We start from the raw sequence: 20480 nt of genomic DNA on the forward strand, positions 1-20480 counted from the left end.
AGGGGCTGCCGACCGCTGTCGGTGACGAAGGCGGTTTCGCCCCGAACCTGCCCACCAACCGGGCCGCGCTCGACCTGCTTGTGGCGGCCATCGACAAGGCGGGATTCCGGCCGGGGGAGGACATCGCCCTTGCCTTGGACGTGGCCTCGACCGAGTTCTTCGCCGACGGCTCCTACCAGTTCGAGGGAGCGACGCGCACCGCCGAGGAGCTCAGCGACTACTACGCCGAACTGGTCGCGGCCTACCCGATCGTGTCGATCGAGGATCCACTCGCTGAGGACGACTGGAGCGGCTGGGTGCGGCTCACAGCCCGGCTCGGCGACGTGGTACAGCTCGTCGGTGACGACTTGTTCGTCACCAATCCGCAGCGGCTTGCGCGGGGTATCGCGGACAAAGCCGGGAACGCGTTGCTGGTCAAGGTCAACCAGATCGGCACTCTCACCGAGACGCTGGACGCGGTCTCGCTTGCGCATCGCAACGGCTACCGCTGCATGATCTCGCACCGTTCCGGTGAGACCGAGGACACGACCATCGCGGATCTCGCGGTGGCCGTCGACGCCGGGCAGATCAAGACGGGCGCCCCGGCGCGCAGCGAGCGGGTCGCCAAGTACAACCAGCTGCTGCGCATCGAGGAGGGGCTCGACGACGCCGCCCGCTATGGCGGTGCCGCCGCCTTCCCGCGCTGGTCGTCGACCGCACGCTGATGCCAGAAGCGCGCCGTAGCGCCTTGACCACCCGTATGACCCTGCTGGTGGTGGTGATCTGCGTGCTCATACTGACCCTCGCCTATCCGTTGCGGCTGTATCTCCAGCAGCAGAGCCAGCTCAACGAACTGGCCGCGCAAAACGCTGAGCAGCGCAAACGGGTGGAGGCTCTGAAGACCGCGGTGGCTGGTTACGATGATCCTGAATGGACTCGGGATGAGGCCCGGATGAGGCTGCACTTCACGCAGCCGGGGGAGAAGGTCTATCTGGCACCGGCTGCGATATCCCCGTCGGCGGCGCCGTCCGCGGGCGCCGCCGCCGCGGGGCAGCCCGCGACGGGTGCGCGGACCGGCCTTGGCCAGCCGGATTCCCGCCAGCCGACGCAGACCTCCCTGGCTGCGTCACGATGAGTGACGATCTCGTCGGCCCCGAGGATTGCGCGGTTGTGGCGTGTCAGCTCGGCCGGCCGCCCCGGGCGATGCACCGGGTTGCCCATCGTTGCTCCTGCGGCCTGCCCGACGTGGTCGAGACCTGGCCGAGATTGGACGACGGCACGCCGTTCCCGACGCTGTACTACCTGACCTGCCCGCGAGCGGCGTCGGCGATCGGGCGGCTGGAGGCGTCCGGGCTGATGCGGGAGATGACCGAGCGGCTCGCCGCCGACCGTGCCCGCGGCGGGGATCTTGCCTGTCGCTACGACGACGCGCACCGGGACTACCTGGCCCGCCGGGCCGCCCTTGCCGAACTGCCCGGCATGGTGAGTGCCGGTGGCATGCCGACCAGGGTGAAATGCCTGCACGTACTGGTCGCGCATAGTCTGGCGGCTGGTTCGGGAATCAACCCGTTCGGGGACGAGGCGCTGGAACTGCTGGCGGACTGGGGCGCCCGCGGCCCATGCGTCGCTGTCGGCACCAGCCCCACCACCGAACGAGAGGTCTGATCGACATGACCCGCGTGGCCGCGGTTGACTGCGGTACCAATTCGATCCGGCTGCTGGTCGCGGAGGCGGTCAGCGATGCGGGCACCATGCCCGCGGCAGCCGGTCAGCCGGCGGATGGTCACCTGGCAGCCGGGCAGCCCTTGGTGGGGCGGACCGCTCCGCTCCTGCGCGATCTGACCCGCCGGATGGAGATCGTTCGGCTGGGAGCCGGGGTCGACCGGACCGGTGAATTGGCGCCCGACGCGCTGGAACGGACGTTCACGGCGTTACGTGACTATGCCAAGGAGATCGACAGACTGGGCGCTGTCAAGGTCCGGATGGTGGCCACCAGTGCGACCCGGGACGCCCGCAACCAGGATGTGCTGGTGGCCGGCGTGCGTTCGATTCTCGGCGTCGACCCTGAGGTGATCACCGGCGAGGAGGAGGCCGCGCTGTCCTACGCCGGTGCCACTCGGGAGCTGCGTGGGTACCCCGAGCCGTTCCTGGTGGCCGACATCGGTGGTGGCTCGACGGAGCTGGTCTTGGGCGACGCCGAAAACGTGCATGCGGCGAGGTCGGTGAACGTCGGGTGCGTCCGGCTGGCCGAGCGGCACCTGCACGACGATCCGCCCACAGCCGCGCAACTTGCCTCCGTGGCAGCCGACGCCCACGCCGCATTCGACCTGGCTGAGCGGACCGTGCCGATCCGTTCGGCCGCGACGCTCGTCGGGGTGGCCGGAACAGTCACGACGGTGGCCGCTCTTGCCGCCGATCTGCCCGGTTACGACCCGGGCCGCATCCACCTGTCGGCGACCGCGGCCGCGGACGTTGCCGCTGTGGCCGGCCGGCTCGCGGCGATGTCGCACGCGCAGCGGGCCGCGCTCCCGGTGATGCATCCCGGCCGGGTTGACGTGATCGTCGCGGGGGCGTTGGTGCTGCGCACGCTGATCGAGCGGGTCGGCGCCGCCGAGGTGATCGCCAGTGAGCATGACATCCTCGACGGCATCGCCTTCTCGCTGCTTGGCTGAGCACCTCTACGGTTGTCAGCGTGGACGGGATCCGTGCTGACAGGAGCGATGTTCATGCGGTCGATGATCGCCGGCCGGTGCTGCCCGGTTCGGGCTGGCCGGATGATCCCGCGTCGGATGCGACCGCGGTGGCGGTCACCGCGGCCGATGTCGAACGGCTGGCCGCCAGCGCGGGTGACACGGCCGAGCTGGACGCCCGTATGTCGGTGTGCCGAGCCTGCCCCCGCCTGGTCGGCTGGCGCGAGGAGGTCGCGCGGGAACGGCGGGCCGCCTTCGCCCATGAGCGTTACTGGGGCCGGCCGGTGCCCTCATTCGGTCCGGCCGACGCCCGGGTGCTCATCGTGGGGCTGGCACCGGCGGCGCACGGCGGCAACCGTACCGGACGGACATTCACCGGAGACCGCAGCGGCGACTGGTTGTTCGCATCCCTGCACCGGGCCGGGCTGGCGCGGCTGCCAACGTCGATATCGGCCGGTGACGGTCAGCGTCTTGTCGCCACCCGTATCGCGGCCGCGGTCCGCTGCGCGCCACCGGCGAACAAGCCGACCACAGCCGAGCGGGACACCTGCCGCTCCTGGCTCGTCCAGGAGCTCGCGTTATTGCGACCCACCCTGCGCGTGCTCGTGGTGCTGGGCGGCTTCGCGTGGACGGCGCTGTGGCCGGCGCTGGCGCGGGCAGGCTACTCCGTACCGTCGCCCCGGCCGGTGTTCGGACACGCCAGCCGTGTCGTTCTCGAGGCCGCGCATGAGGAGGGGCTGGTTGTCCTCGGTTGCTACCACCCGAGCCAGCAGAACACGTTCACCGGACGGGTCACGGCGGGGATGCTCGACGCGGTGCTCGGCAAAGCGGCGGCTACGGCCGGCATGGGACCGGCGGCTGATGATAAGAGCGCCCGGCAATAGGGGCGTGGGTCAAAGAGCGGGGCTGGGGTGCGTGCATCGCGAGGCGGCGCGGGGAGCCACCGGAGATGTTGGTGGCGACCGGCGAGCCGGGGCACCCGCGCATCGCGCGCCGATGGATGGGGAGTGATAACGCGAGGCGCGTGCCCCCGCCCCGCGACGCCGTGTCCCTATTGCCGGGCCCTCTAACTGAACCACGATCGTCGTAAGTATCACTATGTTGATCTCTGCGTGTTGCATGTCACTCTGCTGCCTGCCGTACCGATCGTGTATCAGGAGGCATAGCACCGTGGCGACGGGTACCTTTTTTGTATGAGCTTTGGACATCCTCCGCACATCCTTGTTGTGGGCGGCGGTTACGTCGGTATGTACACGGCTTTGCGTCTTCAGCGGCGGCTTCGTCAGGGCGAGGCGACTGTGACGGTGGTCGAACCCAACTCGTACATGACATATCAGCCTTTTTTGCCGGAGGCGGCGGCGGGCAACCTCGAACCGCGTCATGTCGTTGTACCACTACGTAGCGTGCTGAATGGCTGCAGGGTTGTCAGTGGCAGTGTGACTGGCCTCAACCACGCCCAGCGACGGGCGTACATCGCGCCGAACCAGGGCACACCCTACGAACTTCACTATGACGTCCTCGTCGGCTGTCCCGGGTCTGTCGCGCGGACGCTGCCGATTCCCGGTCTCGCGGAGCTGGGCATCGGTTTCAAGAGTGTGGCCGAGGCGATCCACATCCGAAACAAGGTCATCGAGCGGATGGACTCCGCCGCGTCCAGCAATGACCCCCAGCTAAGGCGCCGAGCGCTTACATTTGTGTTCATCGGCGGTGGGTTCGCGGGTATTGAGGCGATCGCCGAGCTTGAGGACATGGCGCGCGACGCCTGTAAATTCTATCCCGAGCTGTCGCCGTCGGATATGCGTTGGGTCATGGTCGAGGCGAGTGGCCGGGTCCTGCCCGAGGTTTCGCCGGCGATGGGTCTGTACACGCTGAAGCAGCTCGAGCACCGCGGTATTGAAATGAAAATCAACACCCGGGTGAAAAGTCTTGTCGATGGACACGTCGTGCTTGACAGCGGCGAGGAGTTCGACGCCGAGACCATTATCTGGACGGCCGGGGTCAAGGCTCACCCGCTGCTTGCCAACACCGACCTGCCGCTGGACGAGCGAGGCCGCATCAAGGCGACGGCGTTCCTTCAGGTGGATGGCGTTGAGCAGGCCTGGACCGCGGGCGACTGCGCCGCGGTCCCTGACCTCACCAGGGGCGAGGGGGCGACCACCAGCCCGTCGGCGCAACACGCGGTTCGTCAGGCTCGGCTCCTGGCAAACAACATTCTCGCCGATCTCCGGGGCGAACCGATCGCGCCGTACGAGCATCGCTACGCCGGCAGCGTCGCGTCGCTGGGCCTGCACAAGGGTGTCGCGGACGTGTACGGGATGAAACTGCGTGGCTGGCCCGCGTGGTTGATGCACCGCACCTACCACCTCAGCCGAGTGCCGACCTTCAACCGCAAGGCACGGGTGCTCGCCGACTGGACGCTCGCGCTGTTCTTCCGACGGGAGATCGTTTCGCTGGGAGCCTTCGCCGATCCCCGAGCGGGGTTCCGCGAGGCCGCGAGCCCGTCCGCCGCGCCGGCGGCACAGGTGTCCACGGCGTCGGCCCCGGTCCTTTCCTCGAAGAGCGCCGGGCACGGCGAGCCGAATGCTTCCGTGACGGGTGGCCGCAAGCCCGCCGCCACCCGGACGGTGGGGCCGGCCAAGCCGTCCGGAGAAACGTCGGTGGCGTGACCTGCCGACCAGGTCCGCCATTGCGCCTGCACGATGGAAGATTAGTACCAAATGCCCGCTGTAGACGACTACAGCGGGCATTTTCGTGAGCGGATTTTAGGTTAAAAAGTCACTTTAAGTAACGATCAGATGTGGCTGGTGGGCGGATACCGGGATAGTGCTGGTATTGGCCACGGGGCCGGGACGGTTGTGTGATCAACGGAGATCGCGGCCGGGCTTCAGTCGCTGCCCGAGGCTCTCCGGGGGCGATCGTGGGCGTGGTTGCGCGCCCTTCGCTTTTCGCGGCACGCGACTTCACCAGCCGGCGATCTCCATGGCCGCGGGTATCGCTGTGATCCGCCGTAGCCTCGCCCTTCGGGCTGACCGGCTCCGTCGTGATCCGGAATTCCGGACGCCTTCCAGCTGGGGGGCGTGCGATAGCGTGACGATCATCAAACTTTACGTAGGTAAACTGGTTGTGATCGTTACGATGTGTCGTGGGGCGGGATGGTTCAGTCACTCCGTACATTTTCTCCATGTTGTCTCTTTCACAAATCCTACGTAGCGTGGTAGAAACATCTCCGATGTAGTCCAGCCGGTGTATCCCAACAGGCAGAGGAGGCTGTCCTAAAAACAGCTCGAGTGTCGGTTCGACTCCGACCACCGGCACATTCGCGTGCTCTCGGCACCTGGTTGTCGGGATGGCGGCTGGATCATCCCGGCTGGCATCCCGACAGTCCGATATACCATCAGGCTATTCAGCTGAATACCCAGCGGTCCGCTGGCGTGACGCGCTCATGTCCCCGGTTTCGGGTTTGCGGCCTCGCAGCCCCGCGGTCTCGCGGGGGAGGCCTGATATTCGCTTCCCCGTAACCGCGTAACCGCGCGGGACCGGGGGAGGAACGCGGCGGCCGCACGGAACGTTCTACTCTTGCCTCGGACAGGTCTGTCGACCAGGTTGGCCCGCGTGTGCCGTGGTCGGCTGATCTCGATGGCACTTACGATCTATGCGCCCGGCTGGCTGCGGGTGGTGGAAGGAGTCGTGTCCTGATGGCAGAGATGCGTTCGTCAAACCCGGTGTTCAGCCGGGGCGGGTTCACCGGTCGGCACCCGCAGCCGGCGCCCGTGCCCGTGCCCGTGCCCGAGTACGGTGCCGGTGGGCATCCGCTGCCAGGAGCGGGAGCCCCCCTGACGCCGACGCCGGAGCAACTCGCTGGGCTGTACCGGGCACCGAGCGGGCTGACCGTTGACGACGTTGTCATACACACGCTGGGGCTGTTCGCTGTCACCGCCATCACCGGGGTGGCCGGTTGGGCCATCGCGCCGGCCGCCCCCATGGTCGGGTTCGTGGCGATGTTCGCCGCGCTTGCGCTCTCCTTCGTGATTTCATTCAGTCGGCGGCTCCGGCCTTCGTTGATCGTTGTTTTTGCGGCGCTTGAAGGTCTGTTCGTCGGCGCGGTGTCACGGTACTTCGAGGACGCCTACTCCGGTATCGTGCTCCAGGCGCTACTGGGAACCGGTCTCGTTTTTGTGGCGATGCTCGTGGCCTACCGTAGCGGCCGGCTCCGAGCGACGCCTCGAATGGCCCGGATTGTCTACGGGTCACTACTTGGCGTGATCTTGCTTGGCTTGAGTGACCTGGTGATCAGAGCTGTGTCCGGTAGCCATCTCCCGGTCATCAATGACGCCTCCCCGCTCGGCATCCTCTTCAGCGTGGCTGTGCTCGTGGTCGCGAGCCTCCAGTTCATCCTCGACTTCGACTACATCGAGCGGGCGATTGCCAGCGGTGCGCCCCGCGAGGAATCCTGGCGGGCCGCTTTCGGCCTGATTGTCGGCTTTGTCTGGGTGTACCTGGAGATGCTCCGTCTGCTGTCGAAACTCCGCGCTTAGCCGGAGTGGTCGGGACCGGCGCTGTCGATCTCAATGCTGATCACGCAGCGCTGGTCGCGGATCATGGCGGCGCGATAGTCGTCCCAGTCGGGATGTTCACCGGACAGTGAGCGATAGTAGTCGATGAGGCTCTCCATAGCCGCGGGCAGTGAGATGATCATCGCTCGGCCGCTCACCTGAACCCACGGTCCGTAGAAGGCGTCCGGGAATACGCACAAAGTCGCGCGTGGATCCCGGTACAGGTTGTGGACCTTGTAGGCTGTTTCCCTGCTGCTTATGATGAGTGCACCACCGGTGCTCACGCCGACTACGACCGGTGACATTTGAAGGGTACTGTCCCGGCGAAACGTCGCAAGAACGGCGTGCTGATTGTCGCGGATGTAGGCCCGCGCCGCTTCGATGTCCATAGATTGATTCTCGTTCAAACGGCCTGACGCCACCGCGCCTGTTACTCGCCATCCTGGCGAAAGGCGATCTGACTCCGGTGACTGGCGACCCGGCCGCCCCCTGCGCGGTGGTGCGGGAGCCGTGTAGAACTCAGCAGCCCAAAGGTCACGGGCTCGCGGTTCTTCGTGCGTCCGGCAACCAGGGAGAAGCACAGGCGGTGCGGATCTGGCCGCGGGCGCCGCGCGGCGGCTGGGTCGCTGGCAGGCCGGACTGGGCGAGTCCGCCGGTCATGTACGGATTGCCCGTCGGCGCAGATCAGCCTCGTGAACGACGGCCGCCGCATAGCAGTGCGGAAGGCCATGTTCATCCTGCAGCCAGTTCACGCGTTCGGAGAAGCGCAGGAGGCCTGGTCCGCGGTCGAGGCATCCCAACCAGTGGCCGACGTCGTGTCCGGTGATTCTGGGAATTCGTTCGATAAGGCTGTGGTGGGTCTCTTCGGAGCGTTGTTGTGACATTGATGCCTCCAGTACGCACTGGTCAACGAACCATGGAAGGAGCGTGCACCACCAGTCGGACAACGGCAAGACCCGCCACGGCTGTTACGGGATAACCTTCGTCCGTGACCGATACGGACCTCATGTTCACCGGGGATCTGGTTCAGGAGGTGAGCCGATTGTACGACCGGATCCACGGGTGGACGCCGGGCTCTTGGCGGCGGCGGTCAGCTCTCCAGGGCACCCGCGCCGATCGGGTGCGTGCTCTTGCCGCTGACCTCGCGGACCTGGGCCATCAGGCAGGCTCTGGCGCGCCGGCCGATGTCACCCCACAGCGGCTGGCCGACCATGCGCTTGCGGACCAGATCGTTGTGCTGGCTGCTGACCTGGTCGAGACGTTGCTCCAGGACAATTCTGGTCATGTCGGCGAGGATGCCGTGAATCCTCGCCGTGATATCGCGGAGCGGGCTCGGTCGGCGGTACGGGCCGCTCGCCTGGACCTCGATGGGCCCCGGTTCTGAAACAGGCACCTGAGTTCACCATAATCGGGCCTTCCAGGTAGGGGTAGCCATCCCGGGAAGATGTCTCAGGATATCATGTGCCAGTCGGTGTTGATCTCTTTTATGAAGATATTGGCGACGATGCGGGCGCCATCAAGGGTCAGATGCACACCATCGGTGGAGCGGGCCAGCACGGTCTGTCCGCTGTCGTCGGCGAGGTAACTGGTATAGGCGCCATTGTTTGACATACGGTTGTTGATGTTGACAAAACGGACGCCCGGAACTCTCCGGGCGGCATCCGCGGCGGCGTCCCCGAGCTGGCGGTAATAGCCGTTGAGGGTGGGCTCGCGGGCCGGGGGCAGGCTCATCCAGTAGACTTGCCGCCTGCCCTGCGCTGACCAGATCTGCATGACCACGATCGCCCGTCGGCGGTACTCGGCCAGCCACTGGGGTGATCCGGTCGCGAGTGTGCTGCCGTCCGGCAGGGTGATTCCCTGTGCGTCATTGCCGCCGAGGGCGACCACAACCGCCTCTGGATCGCTGTTGGTGACCTGCTCGCGGGCGTGAACGGCCCAGTCGAAGAAATCCGGGCGCACCAGGCCGGTGCCGGCATGGGTGTCGGTGTCCGCGTGGATGGTCCCGTTGGAGCCATGCACGATCGACGGTCCGATACTGTCGCTCAGCGAGTCTCCGGTCACCAGGAGACGCAGCGGGTTGGCGGCGTCGGGATGGCGCCGCGGCGGTATCGCCATGTCAGCCGGGGCGGATGGCGCGGCGGGGGACGGCCCAGCGGATCCGGGTTTCGCCGCGGCGGGCATCGCGGATGGACGCGCTGCCGGGAGACCGTGCTCGGCGGCACCCGCGTGGGCGGAGCTGTCGGTGCCAGCCTGCAGCACGGGTGGTGGCGGAGCCGTCGGGTCGGTGGCCGCCAGCTCCGACGAACTGGCGGAGGCCCCGCCATGGCCGAATGCCGACGCGAGTTCCCGGGGGATTGCGTCGAGCCCGACCGCGTTGGTGATCCGGTCGAGCGGACGCCCCACGCCGAGCACGATGCTGCGGATCAGCCCGGGTGACATGCCTTCGCCGGCATGGACCATGCCGGCGGCGTCGAGGACGAGCAGCAGGCTGAGGCTGGTGACCACAAGCCTGAATGCCTGTCTGGCTGACACCGTGCCGCCGGGCGCGGCCCCTGGCGGGCGGCGGGCGTTATCGGCATCCATCCGCCCGGCATGTCGTGTGCCGGGGAGCAGCGCGGTTGTCTCCGTGTTCAGCTGGATTTTCGGATCGCTGTGCGTGTGCCCGCAGGCCGCCGGCTCCTGAATCGGCTCCAGCTCGCTCATCGTGCCCCCCAACAAGGTTGGAACCTGCTCTTCGTCATCGCTTGACCGGTGCGGCCCGCTGCTTTCATCCACTGTGCTGCTGCTTTGTCCCCGGCGCTTGTGAGGCTGGCTGCCAGAGAACATATGATCATGTTTCTGCCCGCTCCTCCGGCGGCTCCGCGGATCGTTTACGGCGTGTTTCGGATGCCTCGCGACGCATCCACCTGGCAGCCAACAGCCCCCGCAGGGCTGCCAGCGCAGGACTGCCAGCGCCGATCACTCAGAAACGGAAGTAGATAAATGGCGCTACATCCTGCCGGCCGACAATTCCGTGGGCGACCAGGACACACCCGGCGATGACGACGGCCTGGCCGAAGACGCTGAGCTGAGCGAAAATGTCCGCCGCGCGCAGCCGCCAGCTTTTCGGGACGAGCTGGGTGAGAAGCCCGGCGGCGATGGCGAACAGGACGGTACCCGTCACGAGGGGCGCCGGTCCTGATCCCGTCAGCAGCCGGACGAAGATGTCCATGGCGCCCCCGAGGCTGGGGGAACGGAACAGGACCCAGGCCGCGCAGACGAAATGGAAGACGGCCAGGCGCCTGAGCCACAGCCACATGACCGAACGTATCCGGGATGTCCGGGCGGCCGATCCAACGGCGGTGGCGGCGGTCGCCGTGGAGATCGTTATGGTGGTCGCCGGGGCATGGGCTTCGGCGTCGATACGGGCTTCGGGACGGCCGCCGTCCACCGGCGGTGTCCGTGGCGGCGGCACCTCCGGCCATGCGCTGGTCGAGCTGGTCGAGCTGGTCGCCGCTCCCGCTGGAGCAATCGGGCGGTGTGCTCCCCGCGATGGCATGTGAGCGGGTGGCCGGCGATGCTCGGTCCATCTGCGCTCTGCCGCCAGCCCGATCCCGTGCAGAGCGCCCCAGCCGACGTAGGTCCAGGCCGCTCCGTGCCACAGCCCGCCGATGACCATCGTGATCATGAGGTTGGCGTAGGTGCGCCGAGGGCCGCGCCGGTTGCCTCCCAGCGGTAGGTAGATATAGTCCCGCAACCAGCGGGAAAGGGTTATGTGCCACCGTCGCCAGAACTCGCGCAGGCTGGCCGCGGTGTACGGGCGGTCGAAGTTGTCCGGGAAGCTGAAGCCGAGCAGCAGGGCAATGCCGATGGCCATGTCCGAATAGGCGGAGAAGTCGCAGTAGATCTGCACGCCGTAGCCGTAGATCGCGACCAGTACCTCCAGCGACGAGTGCTGGCTCGGGGTGTCGAAGACCGGATCGACGATCTGTGTGGCAAGCAGATCCGCGAGCGCGGTCTTCTTGACCAGGCCGCCGACGATCAGAAAGGCAGCTCGGGTGACCGGCACCTGGCCCGGGTCGCGCGGGGTGGCCAGCTGGGGGATGAACTCACTGGCCCGCACGATTGGCCCGGCCACGAGATGTGGGAAGAAGGCCTGGTAAACAGCGAAGTCGATCGTCTTCGCCGGGCGGATGTGCCCACGCTGGACGTCAATGGCGTATGACATCGCCTGAAAGGTGAAGAAGGAGATGCCGACCGGCAGCGCGACCTGAAGCAGCGGGAGCGGCGCGGGCAGGCCGATGCGGTTGAGCATCCGGTCGACCGAGAGAGCGAAGAAGCCATAATACTTGAACCAGCCGAGCAGGCTCAGATCGCACGCGATCGTCGCGGTGAGGATGCGCCGGTCCGGCCAGCGGGCCAGGGCGAGTGCGGCCGTCTGGTTGACGGCGGTTGAGGCGATCAGGAGCACAACGAACCGTTTATCGGCATATGCGTAGAAGAAGTATGACGCGCCCAGGATGAAGAGCTTCCATCGGCGCGGGTGGGGCATCAGTAGCCAGGAGCCCGCCATGACCGCGGTGAAGAACGCGGCAAACTCGATTGTCGGGAAGAGCATCGATATTCGTCCCCCCGAATATCACGTTGAGCATCAGCTGATTGACTTAAGGTAGCCGAAGGTCTGCTGGTGATGTCATGGTCACGTCCGCCATCGGCGAGGAGGCGTTCATCGGCGGCTGTTCGGTCCCGACTGTTCGGGTCCTGGCTGGGTGCTCGATTGCGTGCGTATGGGTGACCTTTGGTGGAAGTTCGATGGATTGCGAGCGTCAGCGGCGACCGCTCGCTACCTTCCGTCTATGGGCACGGTTCAGGCCAATGGCATCGAAATCGCGTACGAGCTGCACGGTGACCCCAGCGGCCTGCCGCTTCTCATCGTCAGCGGGCTGGGCCAGCAGCTTGTCGGCTGGCATCCTGATCTTCTCCGCGCGATGGTGCGCCGGGGCTTCCAGGTCGTTGTCTACGACAACCGAGACGTCGGGCTTTCCAGTCATTTCGGCCATCTGGGGCAACCTGATCTTATGGCCGCGCTGTCCGGGGACGCCGGCGTCGTTCCCTACCGGCTCTTGGACATGGCGGCTGATGCCGCCGGTCTGATGGACGCTCTTGGCTGGGAGTCCGCGCACATTTTCGGGATTTCCATGGGCGGCATGATCGCCCAGACGCTTGCGCTGCGCTTTCCCGGCCGTGTGCGCAGTCTGACGTCGGCTTCCTCGACCACGGGCAACCATGCGGAAAGCTGGCCGACTCCGGCCGCGGCCGCCGCTTTGCTGCGCCCGGCTGCGGCGGACCGCGAGGCGTTCATGGACGGAGCCGAGGAGGCGTACAGCGTCATCGGCTCCGGAGAGTTCCCCTACGACCGCGCGTGGGTGCGGGAGCGGGCCGGGCTGGCATGGGACCGCGGGTATGACCCGCAGGGGCCGGTGCGACAGCTGATCGCCATCCTGGTTGCCGAGGACCGGACGGCCGAGCTCGGCCAGCTGACGATTCCGACCCTGGTCGTGCACGGTACGAACGACCCGCTCATTCCGGTTGCCGGCGGGCGTCTCACCGCGGCCGCCGTCCCGGCCGCGGAGTTGCTGGAGATCGATGGAATGGGCCACGATCTCCCGCGCCAGGTCTGGGAGCGCCTGTTGGACAAGATCGACGATGTGGTCCACCGCGGTGAAGCGGCCAGGTCCGCAGGTAGGACCGCTATCGCGTAGTCGCATGTGACAGCCGGCGCTTGGGGATCGACGTGTTTCGACAACTGTCATCCTTGTTACTTTCCGTTACGGATCAGGTGGATACCGGGGTGCTCGCTGGGTATGTGACGGCATGACGTTGTATCATTACACGGAAGTAGGAATTGGATAAAATCCCTGCTTCTTGTTCGCATATTGCTTGCGTTGTTATGACCGACTGCTGATCCGACTGGCTGTCACGAGGGGTAAGGGTCATTCGAACAGGTCCGGTATCTGACAGCCGTCCCGCCTGGTTCGGTGGACAACTCGGCTTCGCTGGTAGGACGGTCGAGCGTGGGCGACCGCGATGGTTCGCCCCGTTGGTCGCCGGCCTGGCGATGATCGTGCTGCTTGCGCTGCTCGTCTTGGTGGTAGGGAAAGCAGGTCTGCGAGCGGCCGAACGGGAGCGATTGTCCGACCGTTCTCGACTGGTTGAACGAATCGCCCAAAATGCGTCGAATATTTATGATCCGGGACAATTGCGAACAGCGGTCGAGCGTTTGTCGTTCAGGCCGGGCCAGCCTGATTCCAACGCGCTGCTGCTGCGGCAGTTCCAACTGACGCCCGCTGGCGATCCGAGCCTGCTCGTCGCCCTTGTCGACCCGGCGGGCACGCCTGGGGCCGCGTTTCCCGCGGGGCATCGGCTGTCGATATCTGATCTTGGTGTGGCCTGGTCTGCCGCGCTCGCTGGCCGTGCGGCCGTGTCGCCCGTGTTCGTGCTGGATGACCGGATCGTGCGGGCCACGGTTGTGCCGGTGGGTGCTGGGCCGCCGTGGGCGATATTGGTACAGGTCGCCGACGAGGCGGTGACCCAGCGGCGCAATGAGCAGCTTGTCGCGTTCGCCGGTGCTCCCGGCGGATTCAGCGATCTTGATGCCATGGGCGTCACGCTCTCATCCTCGGACCAGGCGTCGCGGGGCCGGCGTCTGCTGGCACCGGCGGAGCTCACGGGCCTGGTTCCGGGCACGGTCCGGGTATGGACATCAGGCCGCGGCGCGGCACAGGTGACTACTTTCGCTGCCCGCCAGCGGACGACCGGCTACACGACGATCTTCCGGCAGCCCACCGCGCGCCTGTTCGCTGATCCGCGGGCCGAGCAGCGTCGCTATGATCTGCTTCTGTTCGTTATCTGTGCCGTCTGTCTGGGCGGGCTGGTCGCGTTCAGGCTGCGCCGGGAGCGGGCCGCCAAGCGCGGCCGAGCCCGAGCGCACACCGTGCTCGGCGGCATCCGGGACATCATCGTGGTTGCCGGCGAGAACCGGGCGATGACTTTTGTCAGCCCGGCCGTCTGGGACCTGCTTGGTTATGACCCCGCTTACTGGCTCGGTTACCCGCTGACCGACTTCGCGCACGCTGATGACGTGGAGCGGATCGAGCGGTTACTTGCTGAGCCAGGCGGTGGCACCGCTTTCGATGTGCGACTGACCATGGCATCGGGCGCCACGCGCTGGTTCGACCTGGAGACCAGTGACCTCACCGACCATCCGGCGCTGGCCGGTGTGCTGGTCACCTGCCATGAGACAGGGGAGCGCAAGAGCCTACAGGATCAGCTCAGCCACCAGGCGTCACACGACGCGCTCACCGGTATCCCCAACCGGACGCTCTTCACCAGCGAGCTGGCGGCGGCGGCCGGTGCCGCTCGTTCGGGCGGAGCGCCATTCGCGCTCCTGTTCATCGACCTCGATCACTTCAAGCCGGTCAACGACAGCCTTGGTCATGATGCCGGCGACGTGGTGCTGCGGATCGTCGCGGAGCGTCTCGTCCGGATGCTGCGCGATGGTGATGTGGCGGCCAGGCTCGGCGGCGACGAGTTCGGGATCCTGCTCGCGGGTGCGGACGAGGCGTCAGCGGGCGCGGTCGCCGACCGGGTGATCAAATCCATCCGTGCTCCGATAGCGGTTGGAACCTCGGTCGTTCAGGTCGACGTCAGTATCGGCGTCGCGGCCTCGACGTTGCCGCTGGAGGCCCCCGAACATTTCCTGAGCGTCGCGGACCAGGCCATGTACGAGGCCAAGCGGTCAGGCAAAGGCCGGTTCGTCGTGGCGGCCGCCGCGCGGCCCAGCGCGCCAGCGGGCACGCCGGGCGTCGTGGGCCGGTCACAGATTCCCGTTATTGATCTTTCTAGCGAACCGCACCCGACCGTGCCGCACCAGCCCACGGCCGGCACGGCTGACCGACCCCGCCGCGCATCCGGCCGGCCGGCGCCCACCGGCCGGGCTGGCCGCCATGGGTTTGATCGCCTGCTGACTCCCCTGGTCAGCGGCGGCGTCCTGCTCATGCTGGTCACGGTCATCCTGTGGCTGGAGACGCAGGCGCGTTATGGCGCCGAGCACCGGCGCATGGCCGAGCGGACAGGCCTCACGACCATCATGGCCGACTTCTCCGCGCGCATCGCCGACCCGCAGCGCCTGATCGGGCCCGCTTCGCAGGTCCCCTGGTCGCTGACTGACCAGGCACGTGACACCCAGTTGCTGCGGTCGTTCGCCGCATCGGGCTTCGGCGGGAAGAACTATGTCTGGGCGTTGGCTTCTCCCAGCGGGGGAACCCTGGCCGCGCTGCAGCCGTCCGCCACGCCGCTGCCGATCGGCCCGCTGGACGAGGCCTGGCGGACCGCGCTCGGTGGGCGGGCCGGCAACTCACCGGTCATGACTGTCGACGGCGTCCCGCGTGACTACGTCACCATCCCGGTGATCCGGGCAGGCCAGCCAGTGGCTGTTCTCGTCATGGGTGAGTCGCTGCGGGACTCACCGACCCAGGCCAGTCTGGCGGCCGGCGGCATGCTCGGGCCCGGCCTGGGTGGCTTCTCCATTGTGGACTCCGCCGGAGCGGTCATGTTCTCCTGGAACCCCGCGCTGATCGGGCACCAGCTGGCCTTCCAGCACGACCTGGCCGGCCTGCGGGGCGGTGCGGCCAGGCAGATCCACCCGGCTGGAGCCGATGGCCAGGTCACGCTCGCCGCCGTGATCGGAAGCCTGGCCGACGGTGGGTACGTCATCTTCCAGCAACCGGTTTCGGGCTTCTACGGAGACATCCGGTCCGGCCGGTTGCGCGGTGACGTGAGCCTGCTTGCTTGTATCGCCACCGTGGTCATCGGGTTCACCGTTCTCAGCGGTCGGCGGGAAGCGGCACTGCGCCGCGAAGAAGGACGGCTGCAAGCGCTGCTCCACAACGCGCATGACCTTGTACTTACCAGCGGTGAGGACGGCCGCATCACCTTTGTCAGCTCCGCTGTTGAAGTACTGCTCGGATACCGGACCCCGTGCTATGCCGGCCGGCAGCTACTGAGCGTTGCCCATCCGGAGGACCTGGTCACTCTGGCGGAGTTCTGGCGGCTGGCCAGGGAGGTGGGTACCGCCGCGGTCCGCGACGTCCGGCTACGAGCTTTTGACGGTGGGTATCGCTGGTTCGACATCGAGGCAAGCGACCTGCGCGATCAGCCGGAGGCGGCCGGCATCGTACTGACCTGTCACGAAATCGGCGAACGCCGGGCCTTGCAGGATCAGCTGCGCCACCAGGGCCGCCATGACGCTCTCACCGGGCTGCCGAACCGGGCTGCCTTTGTCCGGCGCCTGCACGGCATCGCCGCGGACGGTGCGGTCTCGACGTTCGCGGTGCTATTTATTGATCTTGACCGGTTCAAGCCGCTGAATGACACCTATGGTCATGACGTTGGAGACAAAGTATTGCGGATCATCGGAGCCCGGCTGGGCCGGGCGCGCGGGGAGGAGGATGTGGTCTACCGCCTTGGCGGCGACGAGTTCGCCGTTGTGCTGTGCGATGCGGACGATACGCAGGCTCACGCCGTCGCGGACCGGTTACTTGACACGATCCGTCGGCCTATGTCCGTCGGGGTGGCGGTGGTCAGCGTTGACGCCACCATCGGCATCGCCGTGGCGGAGTCGGCCGACAGCCTCCCGGAGGTCGTCGTTCACAACGCGGATCTTGCCATGTATCGGGCGAAGAAGGCCGGCCGTAACCGTAACGCGGTGTTGATGCCCACCCCGTCGGAAGCCTCAGGTTCGGGACCGGTGGGAACGTCGTCCGCCACGTGCGTGTAGGTAGTCCCGGACGACGTACTGGCCCAGAGCCGCCGGATCCGGGGAAAACACCCGGCCGCCGTTGCGCCGCGCGACCTCGTCGACGAACTGCACCAGCCGCGGTTCGCTGTCGAGCATGAACACGTTGATCGTTGCGCCGCGCCGGGTCAGCCGGTCCACTTCGGCCAGCGTCAACTCAAGGGTTTCCGGTGCGGGCGGCCAGGAGAAGGCGGGTGTGCCGTTGCGCATCAGGTGCGCGGTCGGCTCGCCGTCGGTGACCACAAGTACGACCGGTTCGGAATCCGGATGTTTCGACACCAGCCGGCCCGCGATCATCAGTGCGTGCTGGAGGTTGGTGCCCTGCACCACTTCGGAGTCCAGCCCGGCGAGCTCCACCGGGCGCAGCAGGCGGGCATAGTCGGAAAAACCGACCAGATGGATCGTGTCCTGCGGAAATTTTGTACTGATCAGCGTGTGCAGCGCGAGCGCTGTCGATTTCGCCACCCCCCACGTCCCGCGCAGCGCCATGGAGTAGGACAGGTCGACCAACAAGCACACCACGGCCGAGGTCCGGCGTTCGGTCTCGACGATCTCGAAGTCGCGGACCTCCAGGCGGATCGCTCCGTCCGGGCCGGTCGGCCCCGCCCGCAGGACCGCGTTGCGAATCGTGTGGACCACGTCGATGGGCTGGGTGTCGCCGAAGCGCCATGGCCGGGACGTCCCGGTGAGCTCGCCGGCCGCACCGGCGTCAGCGGCATCATGGTCACCGCGTCCGTGCGCGTCCAGCCGGCGGAAGATACGGGCCAGCGCGGTCTGCCCGATGCGCCGGACAGCCCGTGGGGTCAGTTCCAGCCGGCCGGCGTTGCGGGTCACGAAGCCCTGGCGTTCCAGCTCCTTTTCGATCTGCCTGAGGGCACGCAGATCGTCGACGGCATCGCGGCCGAGCGCCCGCGCGACCGCGTCCGGGTCGATGTCCTCCAGCGACGCCCCGGCGTAGTCCTGGGACAGCGCGGCAGCCAGTTCATCGAGCTCGGCCAGCTCCTGCAACACGCTGGTGGCCTCCCCCAGGCCGAGCGGGGTGTCGCCGGTCATCGGGCTGCGCAGGTGGCCGCGGGTGGACTGGCCCCAGCTGAGGTCGGGGCGGGCGGCCTGGAGCGCATCGCGCAGCCGGGACAGCTCGGTCGTCAGGCCCATGTCGGCCATGGCCGTCGCCATCAGATCGGCCAGTTCCTGCCGTTGCTGCGGGGACAGGCCCGCCATCAGCCGCGCGGCGGCGGCGGCACGCCGCGCCAACGAGTCCACCAGCTCGTCCAGCGAGCGCGGGTTCTCCGGGAAGAAATCACCGAAGGAGCGCATGAAGTCGTCGAAGACCGCATCGGTGTGCTCGCCGCGGGCATCCGCCTCCAGCATGCTGTTGAGTGCGTTCAGCATCTCCGCCACGCGGGCCATGCTCGCGGGGGTGGCGTTTTCCAGCGCCTGTTTCATACCGCGGAACTGGGTGTCGAGCACCTCGCGGCGGAGCAGGTCGGAGATCTTCGCGAACGTCTTGCGGGCGATGGGCGACCGCCACTCGTAATCCGCCAGCGCGTTCACGGCTCGGGCCGGATCGCCTGGCAGCGCGTCGAGCTCAGCCTCGCGCAGGCGGGCGTCGTCGGAAGGGTCGGGGAACAGCGCGGCCCGCTCCTGCCCGACGGCCGTGTCAAGATATTCGCGGATCTGTTTCAGGGTGCCGTCCAGGCGGCCGCGCGCGCGGGTCTCGCGGCGGCGCTGTTCCACCTGGCGGCGCAGATCTTCCAGGCCACGGTGGTTGTGTGTGCCGCGGCGCAGCAGCGCGTCCAGAGCCTCCCGCGGGGTTCTGCCGTTGAGGATGTGCTCGGACATCTCGTCCAGCGCGCCCGCCACGTCGAACGGGTAGGCAAGGGGATCGGGACCGCCGCCCCACGGGCCGTACCGGAATCCCGCCGGTCCGGTCCCGGCGCTCATCCGCCGTACACCGTCCGGCCCGGCAGCTCCTCCTTGGCGAGCCGCCGGTTGAGGTGCAGCCCTTCCATGGCGAGTTCCAGCCCAGCCGCGGCGAGCCCCGGCGATTCCGCGCCGTCGATGCCGAGCCTGCCGAGGATCGCGGCGAACCCCGGCACCGGGCCCACTCGCCGCAGCAGCTCCGCCGCCGGGACGAGATCGCCGGTCTCGACCGGGCCGTCCACTTCGAAACGCCGTTGCAGACCGCTGAGGTCGGTTCCGGCGAGCCGGGCGCGAAAGGTCTCGGCGAGCGCCCGCCGCAGCAGGTGCGCAAGGATCTCATCCTCCCGCCCCTCCTCCAGCTGGTCGAACTCGATCTTGCCGCGGACCGCCGGCACGATGGCCGAGAGGTCGACGACCCTCGCCGTCGGGACGCTCTCGCCGGCCAGCGCGGCCCGGCGCACCGCCGAGGCGGCCACGGTCTCGACGGCGGCCACCGACAGCCGGGCCGATACGCCGGAGCGGCGATCGACCTGTGGCGCGTCGCGCACCAGCCGGGTGAAGCGCGCGACCACCTCGAGCAGGTGTTCAGGCACAGTGGGAAGGCCCAGCGGTGACTCCCGCCAGGACAGCACGGCCTCCTGCCGGATCAGGGCCAGCTCGTCGCCCAGGCGAAGCGGGTAATGAGTGCGGACCTCGGCGCCGAACCGGTCCTTGAGCGGGGTGATGATCCGGCCCCGGTTGGTGTAGTCCTCGGGATTCGCCGAGGCGACGAGAAACAGGTCGAGCGGGAGCCGCAGGAGGTACCCCCGGACCTGGATGTCGCGTTCCTCCAGCACGTTCAGGAGCGAGACCTGGATGCGTTCGGCCAGATCGGGAAGCTCGTTCACGCTGAAGATGCCGCGGTTGGTGCGTGGTATCAGGCCGTAGTGGACGGTCTCCGGATCCCCCAGGGTACGGCCCTGCGCGACCTTGACCGGGTCGACGTCGCCGATCAGGTCACCGACGCTGGTGTCCGGTGTGGCCAGTTTCTCGCCGAACCGTTGGGAGCGGTGCCTCCAGGCGACCGGGGTGTCGTCGCCGAATTCGGTGATCAACAGCCGGCACCGGATGCACGCCGGAGCATAGGGATGATCGTTGATTTCGCAACCAGCGACCACCGGTGTCCACTCGTCCAGCAGCCCCACCAGGGTTCGGATCAGGCGGGTCTTGCCCTGCCCGCGTTCCCCGAGGAAGACGATGTCGTGCCCGGCGAGCAGGGCGCGTTCGACCTGGGGGAGCACGGTGTCCTCGAAGCCGAGGATGCCGGGGAACCGGTTCTCACCATCCGCCATCCGGGCGAGGGTGTTGTTGCGCAGTTCGGTGCGTACGGACCGGTGCTGATGTCCTGAGCCGCGCAGGACGCCGAGCGTTGTCGGTTCAGGGGACTGCGGGGCCTGAGGCCCGGACAGATCGAGCACTAGTTGACGGTACGTCCCCGCGCTCTCATCCGCAGGGAAGTCG

16 protein-coding genes and 1 tRNA gene are annotated in these 20480 nt (G+C 67.4%); 10 read left to right on the forward strand and 7 right to left on the reverse strand.

Features of this window, described 5'->3' with window-relative positions; translation table 11 throughout:
• The 8 genes from MJ783_RS06610 to MJ783_RS06645 all read left to right on the forward strand — a co-directional run.
• On the forward strand, window positions 1-704 hold a 704-nt coding region (locus MJ783_RS06610; protein WP_305039480.1), incomplete at its 5' end, for an enolase C-terminal domain-like protein.
• A 23-nt stretch (window positions 705-727) separates the two neighbouring features.
• Complete coding sequence (locus MJ783_RS06615; RefSeq protein WP_308127755.1) at window positions 728-1114, forward strand: septum formation initiator family protein; 387 nt, start codon at window positions 728-730, stop codon at window positions 1112-1114.
• Complete coding sequence (locus MJ783_RS06620; RefSeq protein WP_239309232.1) at window positions 1111-1644, forward strand: DUF501 domain-containing protein; 534 nt, start codon at window positions 1111-1113, stop codon at window positions 1642-1644. Before MJ783_RS06615 ends, MJ783_RS06620 begins: the two co-directional genes overlap by 4 nt.
• A gap of 5 nt (window positions 1645-1649) precedes the next feature.
• The gene (locus MJ783_RS06625; RefSeq protein ID WP_305039350.1) at window positions 1650-2651 is read left to right on the forward strand and encodes a Ppx/GppA phosphatase family protein; all 1002 of its coding nucleotides are present in this window, start codon (window positions 1650-1652) and stop codon (window positions 2649-2651) included.
• A 20-nt stretch (window positions 2652-2671) separates the two neighbouring features.
• Window positions 2672-3553 (forward strand): uracil-DNA glycosylase, encoded by an 882-nt coding sequence (locus tag MJ783_RS06630; protein ID WP_305039351.1) that lies wholly within the window; start codon window positions 2672-2674, stop codon window positions 3551-3553.
• Window positions 3554-3862: 309 nt separating this feature from the next.
• A complete protein-coding gene (locus MJ783_RS06635) occupies window positions 3863-5335 on the forward strand; it encodes an NAD(P)/FAD-dependent oxidoreductase (RefSeq protein ID WP_239393808.1) in 1473 nt (490 codons plus the stop codon).
• A gap of 573 nt (window positions 5336-5908) precedes the next feature.
• A tRNA-Leu gene (locus MJ783_RS06640) sits at window positions 5909-5983 on the forward strand.
• 381 nt (window positions 5984-6364) lie between these two features.
• Window positions 6365-7204, forward strand: coding sequence for a Bax inhibitor-1/YccA family protein (locus tag MJ783_RS06645; RefSeq protein ID WP_239309234.1), 840 nt, complete (start codon window positions 6365-6367; stop codon window positions 7202-7204).
• On the opposite strand, the gene MJ783_RS06650 is transcribed toward MJ783_RS06645, so the two are convergent.
• The 5 genes from MJ783_RS06650 to MJ783_RS06670 form a co-directional block, all read right to left on the reverse strand.
• Window positions 7201-7611 carry a PPOX class F420-dependent oxidoreductase gene (locus MJ783_RS06650; RefSeq protein ID WP_239309236.1) on the reverse strand — a complete coding sequence of 137 codons (411 nt, stop codon included), beginning with the start codon at window positions 7609-7611 and terminating at the stop codon, window positions 7201-7203. The two genes, MJ783_RS06645 and MJ783_RS06650, sit on opposite strands and share 4 nt — an antisense overlap.
• 267 nt (window positions 7612-7878) lie before the next feature.
• On the reverse strand, window positions 7879-8106 hold the full coding sequence (locus MJ783_RS06655; protein ID WP_239309238.1) for a DUF4287 domain-containing protein: 228 nt from the start codon (window positions 8104-8106) through the stop codon (window positions 7879-7881).
• Between the two features lie 206 nt (window positions 8107-8312).
• Window positions 8313-8615, reverse strand: a complete 303-nt coding sequence (locus MJ783_RS06660) for a hypothetical protein (protein WP_239309240.1) — start codon at window positions 8613-8615, stop codon at window positions 8313-8315.
• A 56-nt stretch (window positions 8616-8671) separates the two neighbouring features.
• Window positions 8672-9925: a DUF459 domain-containing protein gene (locus MJ783_RS06665; RefSeq protein ID WP_239309242.1), complete on the reverse strand. Its 1254-nt coding sequence runs from the start codon at window positions 9923-9925 to the stop codon at window positions 8672-8674.
• A 259-nt stretch (window positions 9926-10184) separates the two neighbouring features.
• A complete protein-coding gene (locus MJ783_RS06670; RefSeq protein WP_239309244.1) occupies window positions 10185-11819 on the reverse strand; it encodes an MBOAT family protein in 1635 nt (544 codons plus the stop codon).
• A gap of 238 nt (window positions 11820-12057) precedes the next feature.
• Here MJ783_RS06670 and MJ783_RS06675 point away from each other — a divergent pair, with 238 nt between their 5' ends.
• Both MJ783_RS06675 and MJ783_RS06680 read left to right on the forward strand, forming a co-directional pair.
• Window positions 12058-12963, forward strand: coding sequence for an alpha/beta fold hydrolase (locus MJ783_RS06675; RefSeq protein WP_239309284.1), 906 nt, complete (start codon window positions 12058-12060; stop codon window positions 12961-12963).
• A gap of 338 nt (window positions 12964-13301) precedes the next feature.
• Window positions 13302-17039 carry a diguanylate cyclase domain-containing protein gene (locus MJ783_RS06680; protein WP_239309246.1) on the forward strand — a complete coding sequence of 1246 codons (3738 nt, stop codon included), beginning with the start codon at window positions 13302-13304 and terminating at the stop codon, window positions 17037-17039.
• Here the strand turns inward: MJ783_RS06680 and MJ783_RS06685 are convergent.
• Together MJ783_RS06685 and MJ783_RS06690 are read right to left on the reverse strand one after the other, a co-directional pair.
• Complete coding sequence (locus tag MJ783_RS06685; protein ID WP_239309248.1) at window positions 16995-19001, reverse strand: VWA domain-containing protein; 2007 nt, start codon at window positions 18999-19001, stop codon at window positions 16995-16997. The genes MJ783_RS06680 and MJ783_RS06685 overlap by 45 nt on opposite strands.
• Complete coding sequence (locus MJ783_RS06690) at window positions 18998-20437, reverse strand: magnesium chelatase (RefSeq protein ID WP_239309286.1); 1440 nt, start codon at window positions 20435-20437, stop codon at window positions 18998-19000. Before MJ783_RS06690 ends, MJ783_RS06685 begins: the two co-directional genes overlap by 4 nt.
• Window positions 20438-20480 lie beyond the last annotated feature (43 nt).

This window comes from Protofrankia sp. Cj3 (assembly GCF_917627355.1).
GTDB lineage: Bacteria > Actinomycetota > Actinomycetes > Frankiales > Frankiaceae > Protofrankia.

Excerpts from the sequence above, each read along its gene's own strand:
- MJ783_RS06670 (WP_239309244.1), bottom strand. The coding sequence starts at position 11,819 with ATGCTCTTCCCGACAATCGAGTTTGCCGCGTTCTTCACCGCGGTCATG.
- MJ783_RS06645 (WP_239309234.1), top strand. The coding sequence starts at position 6,365 with ATGGCAGAGATGCGTTCGTCAAACCCGGTGTTCAGCCGGGGCGGGTTC.
- MJ783_RS06665 (WP_239309242.1), bottom strand. The coding sequence starts at position 9,925 with ATGAGCGAGCTGGAGCCGATTCAGGAGCCGGCGGCCTGCGGGCACACG.
- MJ783_RS06655 (WP_239309238.1), bottom strand. The coding sequence starts at position 8,106 with ATGTCACAACAACGCTCCGAAGAGACCCACCACAGCCTTATCGAACGA.
- MJ783_RS06635 (WP_239393808.1), top strand. The coding sequence starts at position 3,863 with ATGAGCTTTGGACATCCTCCGCACATCCTTGTTGTGGGCGGCGGTTAC.
- MJ783_RS06675 (WP_239309284.1), top strand. The coding sequence starts at position 12,058 with ATGGGCACGGTTCAGGCCAATGGCATCGAAATCGCGTACGAGCTGCAC.
- MJ783_RS06625 (WP_305039350.1), top strand. The coding sequence starts at position 1,650 with ATGACCCGCGTGGCCGCGGTTGACTGCGGTACCAATTCGATCCGGCTG.
- MJ783_RS06620 (WP_239309232.1), top strand. The coding sequence starts at position 1,111 with ATGAGTGACGATCTCGTCGGCCCCGAGGATTGCGCGGTTGTGGCGTGT.
- MJ783_RS06685 (WP_239309248.1), bottom strand. The coding sequence starts at position 19,001 with ATGAGCGCCGGGACCGGACCGGCGGGATTCCGGTACGGCCCGTGGGGC.
- MJ783_RS06650 (WP_239309236.1), bottom strand. The coding sequence starts at position 7,611 with ATGGACATCGAAGCGGCGCGGGCCTACATCCGCGACAATCAGCACGCC.